3 protein-coding genes and 2 pseudogenes are annotated in these 4,394 nt (G+C 64.0%); 2 read left to right on the top strand and 3 right to left on the bottom strand.

The window, feature by feature from the left end; translation table 11 throughout:
* Nucleotides 1-366: 366 nt before the first annotated feature.
* A pseudogene (locus J1777_RS14140) lies at nt 367-498 on the top strand (2-oxoglutarate-dependent dioxygenase); the annotation flags it as partial.
* Nucleotides 499-559: 61 nt separating this feature from the next.
* Nucleotides 560-1,408, top strand: coding sequence for an NADPH-dependent 7-cyano-7-deazaguanine reductase QueF (queF, locus tag J1777_RS14135; RefSeq protein WP_207576310.1), 849 nt, complete (start codon nt 560-562; stop codon nt 1,406-1,408).
* 15 nt (nt 1,409-1,423) lie between these two features.
* Here queF and J1777_RS14130 read toward each other — a convergent pair whose 3' ends face one another.
* From J1777_RS14130 to J1777_RS14120, 3 genes and pseudogenes are all read right to left on the bottom strand, one after another.
* Nucleotides 1,424-1,693: a hypothetical protein gene (locus J1777_RS14130; RefSeq protein WP_207576308.1), complete on the bottom strand. Its 270-nt coding sequence runs from the start codon at nt 1,691-1,693 to the stop codon at nt 1,424-1,426.
* A gap of 103 nt (nt 1,694-1,796) precedes the next feature.
* Entirely contained in the window at nt 1,797-3,359 is a 1,563-nt protein-coding gene (locus tag J1777_RS14125; RefSeq protein ID WP_207576307.1) for a methyl-accepting chemotaxis protein, read from the bottom strand.
* A gap of 93 nt (nt 3,360-3,452) precedes the next feature.
* A pseudogene (locus J1777_RS14120) lies at nt 3,453-4,271 on the bottom strand (Y-family DNA polymerase); the annotation flags it as partial.
* Between the last annotated feature and the right edge of the window lie 123 nt (nt 4,272-4,394).

The following is a 4,394-nucleotide window of genomic DNA, read 5'->3' as shown; positions in this document are numbered from 1 at the left end:
ACCCGCGCTGGCCAACTCTAGCCAGGTCTCGTAGTGCTCGGCTACCGTTTGGTAGAGCAGCGTGCGTTCGGGGTGGCGTGGGTTGTAGAGCTTGGGCTTGGAAGTGGCTGACATGAATACTGTACAACTGCACAGTATTCTGCGGCGATTGTTTGGGTACGCAAAGCACAAGGCCCGAACCGTCGCCAGTTCGGGCCTTGTCAGGGTAGCTTGGCTGCGGACTTACTTGCGCGCAGGGCGCATCATGCGGCGCGGGAGGCAGGCACCTTGGGCAGCGTTGTCTTGCAGCGAGGACCGCGGACACACCCGCAGAAATGATTGCTACTGTCCGAGGTGCGACGAGTAATCTTCATCTGACCCCAATTGCGCGGCAATGCGGTGTTCTTCAGCTACGAGCGGCCCCACCCTTCCACCCAGACGCTGCACGGCGGCGCACCGGTGATTGCGGGCGAGAAATGGATCGCCACCAAGTGGCTGCGCGAGCGGGAATTCAAATAAGAACCAAATCATGCTCCAGCGCTTTATATATAAGCGCAAGCAGCTACTATTTTTATAGCAAATGACCAATACTCCCGAACAATCCCAGCTGGGCAAAGCCTCGGCCTACACGGACCAGTACGACCCGACGCTGCTCTTCCCCATCCCACGCGCGGGCAAGCGGGCCGAGATCGGCATTGCCGATGTCCCGCCCTTCTTCGGGGCCGATCTGTGGACGGCGTTTGAGGTGTCGTGGCTGAACCTGCGCGGCAAACCCCAGGTGGCGTTGGTGCACTTCACCATCCCGTGCGAGTCGCCCAACATCGTCGAAAGCAAGTCGTTCAAGCTCTACCTCAACAGCTTCAACAACACCCGCTTTGGCGATGCCAGCGAGGTGCAGGCCCGCCTGCGTGCCGACATCAGCGAAGCCGTGTGGCGCGGTGCGCCCCACCCCGCCACGGTGGGGGTCAAGCTGATTGCACCCGAGCTGTTTGACCAGGAACCCGTGCACGAACTGGACGGCCTGAGCCTAGACCGCCTGGACGTGGAATGCACCCGCTACCAGCCTGCGCCCGATCTGCTCAAAGCCCAATTTGACGAAGCCCCGGTGACCGAGGTGCTGACCAGCAACCTGCTCAAAAGCAACTGCCTGGTGACCGGCCAACCCGACTGGGGCAGCGTGCAGATCCGCTACACCGGCCCACAAATCGACCAGGAGCGGCTGCTGCAATACATCGTGAGCTTTCGCAACCACGACGAATTCCATGAGCAGTGCGTGGAACGCATCTTCATGGACCTGTGGACGCGCTGCAAACCCATCAAGCTGATGGTGTACGCCCGCTACACGCGCCGCGGCGGGCTGGACATCAACCCCTGGCGCACCAGCCACCCTCACGCGCTGCCGGCCAATGTGCGCACCGCGCGGCAGTGAGGGTGGGTTGCGCTGTCAGGAACGGCGCAGATCGAGCCAGTCGCAGCCCAGCTTATGGCGCCGGTGCTCGCTACCGCGCCAGGTGACATAGAGGCTGGGGAACAGCATGCCCACACAACACAGGGGTGCGCCCCACCACTGGTCAAACAGGTAGGTGGGAAACCAACCCACCCAACCCCTGAACCAGAAGGTCAGGACCGCATCCCACAAGTGGTATTCCAAGGGGTGGTCGGCCTTGTGATCCACATGCCATTGCTTGATGCGTTGCAGTTCTTCGAGGGTCATTGGAATCTCCCGGCGCGACGGGGACTCCAATGAAAGTCTGACGTAAGTTTTCGTCAAGATGCCGGTGTGCCACCCGGCACACCGTATCGGGATGACACCACCCTCAACGCACGCGGAACACTTCCAGCGTGCGGCCCAGCACGGCCGCGCTGTCGCTCATGACGCGCGAAGAGGCAGCCGATTGCTCCGCCAGCGCAGCGTTTTGCTGCGTGTCGCGGTCCAGCAGGGTGACGGCCTCGTTGACCTGGGAGATGCCTTCGGACTGCTCGCGCGCCGCCACGCCCATCTGGCCCATGAGGGCGTTGACGTGCGCGACCGACTGCACCACCTGGTCGATGGTCTGGCTGGCCGACTGCATCAGCTCGGCACCGCGTTTGATGTTGGTGGCCGAATCGTTGATCAGCCCCTGGATTTCCTTGGCCGCCTCGGACGAGCGCTGCGCCAGGCTGCGCACCTCGCCTGCCACCACGGCAAAGCCACGGCCCTGCTCGCCTGCGCGTGCGGCCTCGACGGCCGCATTGAGCGCCAGGATGTTGGTCTGGAAGGCGATGCCCTCGATGGTGGAGATGATCTGCCCCATCTTGCGCGAAGACTGCTCGATGGCACCGACCACTTGGCTGACCTGGGCCACCGCCTGCCCGCCCTGGGTCGCCAGCTCGGAACTGTGGCGGCTCTCACGCACCACTTTTTGTGCAGCCTCGTTCGAGTTTTCCACCGTGGCGGAGAGCTGCTCCATGGCGGCGGCCGATTCTTCCAGGCTACTGGCCTGCGACTCGGCCCGGCCCGACAGGTCCTGCGCGCTCTGGGCGATTTCCGCCGAGATGCCGCTGAAGCGCTCCATTTCCTCCATCGCGTCGCCCACCACGGCCCGGATGTTGAGTTGCAGACGCTGCACGCGCGCCATGACCTTGCCCAGCACATGGGTCATGGGCAGCTCGGGCTCGCGGTGCGTGAGGTCGCCAGCGGCCATGCCGTTGAGCAGGCGGCGCAGGCTGAGGATGGGCAGGGTCATGCCCACGTGGTAGCGCGCCAGCACCAGGCCCGCCGTCACCAGCCAGGCCAGGGTGTGCAGGGCCACGGCCATGCCATCGTTCCAGCCCATCCAGCCTGGCACCAGCGACACCAGCATGAGCGGCAGCAGCATGGCCGCCAGGCGCAGCGTGGGGCCCGTGCGGTAGCGCTTGCGCAGATGGTCCCACATGCTGGTGCTGCGCACGCCACCGGCATGGATGCGGATGGTCTGGCGCCCGGACCCGCGCTCCTGCTTGACGCGCGCATACAAGGCCTCTGCCGCCTGAACCTGCTCGCGCGTGGGCTTGGTGCGCACCGACATGTACCCCACCGGTTTGCCCTGGCGCATGATGGGGGTGACGTGGGCCTGCGTCCAGTAGAAGTCGCCATTCTTGCGCCGGTTCTTCACAAAACCCGTCCAGCTGCGCCCGCGGCCTATGGTGGACCACATGTCCTTGTAGGCCTCGGGCGGCATGTCCGGGTGGCGGATTATGTTGTGCGGCTGGCCCATGAGTTCTTCCATGGTGAAGCCACTGACCCGGGCAAAGGGTGCATTGCAGTGCGTCAGCACCCCTTTGGCATCGGTGGTGGACATCAGCAGCTCGTCGGCCGGAAAGTCGTATTCGTTGTTGGTGACGGGAAGGTTGACGCGCATAGGTAAGTCCTGCCGAAAGATTCCGCACGGAAACGGTGCAAACCATTGTGCCGTAGTTTGCTGACACAAAAATTTACGTGATTTCCCTGATGGTCAGAACAGCCCCAGCGTCTCTCCCTGCGCCGGGCCGGGGGAGTGCGCAGCGGCAGGGTGCAAAGCCGCCTCGGCCACCGGCACCAGCGAGGCCACACGCACACCCAGCAGGCGCAGGCGCTGTTGCAGCGGCACGCGCTTGAGGCACTGGCCCGCCACGCGGCGCAGCATGGCGGCGTCGTGCGTGGCCTGGGCAATGGTCTGGTCGCGCGTGGCGCCGCGAAAGTCCGCATAGCGCAGCTTGATGCCGATGGTGCGGCCCGCATAGCCCTTGCGCTGCAGGTCCTGCGCCACCTGCTCGCACAAGGCCGTGAAGATGCGGCCCAGCTCGGCGCGGTCGTGCACGGCGTGCAGGTCGCGCTCGAAGGTGGTTTCGCGGCTGATGCTCACGGGCTCGCTTTCAGTCACCACCGGGCTGTCATCTCGGCCCCAGGCCGCGCGGTGCATCCAGGCGCCGGTGGATTTTCCAAAGTGGCTGATGAGCCAGCGCTCATCCTGCGCGGCCAGTTGCCCAATGGTTTCAATGCCCAGCCGCGCCAGCTTTTCGCCCGCCTTGGGGCCAATGCCATTGATCTTGCGCACATGCAGCGGCCAGATCGTGCTCTGCAGGTCTTCCTCGTAAACGATGGAGATGCCGTTGGGCTTGTTGAACTCACTCGCCATCTTGGCCAGCAGCCGGTTCGGTGCCACACCGATGGAGCAAGTCAGCCCCGTCTTTTCAAAAATGCTCTTCTGGATGAGCCGCGCCAGCACCCGCCCCCCTTCTCGCTGGCCGCCGGGCACGTCGGTGAAGTCGATGTAAACCTCGTCCACCCCACGGATAGGCGTTTTAACCGCATGAGGCCAAGTATCGCACCGCGGAAGCGCCATCAAGCCGGCTGAGACACTCGATTTTCCCGCCCAGGTGTCAGGTTCACCACCAGGGTTTGGCGTTCAGGAGAG

The organism is Comamonas denitrificans (genome assembly GCF_017368815.1).
In the GTDB taxonomy this organism is placed as follows: Bacteria; Pseudomonadota; Gammaproteobacteria; order Burkholderiales; family Burkholderiaceae_C; genus Comamonas; species Comamonas denitrificans.
The sequence above is the reverse complement of the archived record's forward strand: the minus strand, read 5'-3'. Positions and strand labels throughout refer to the sequence as shown.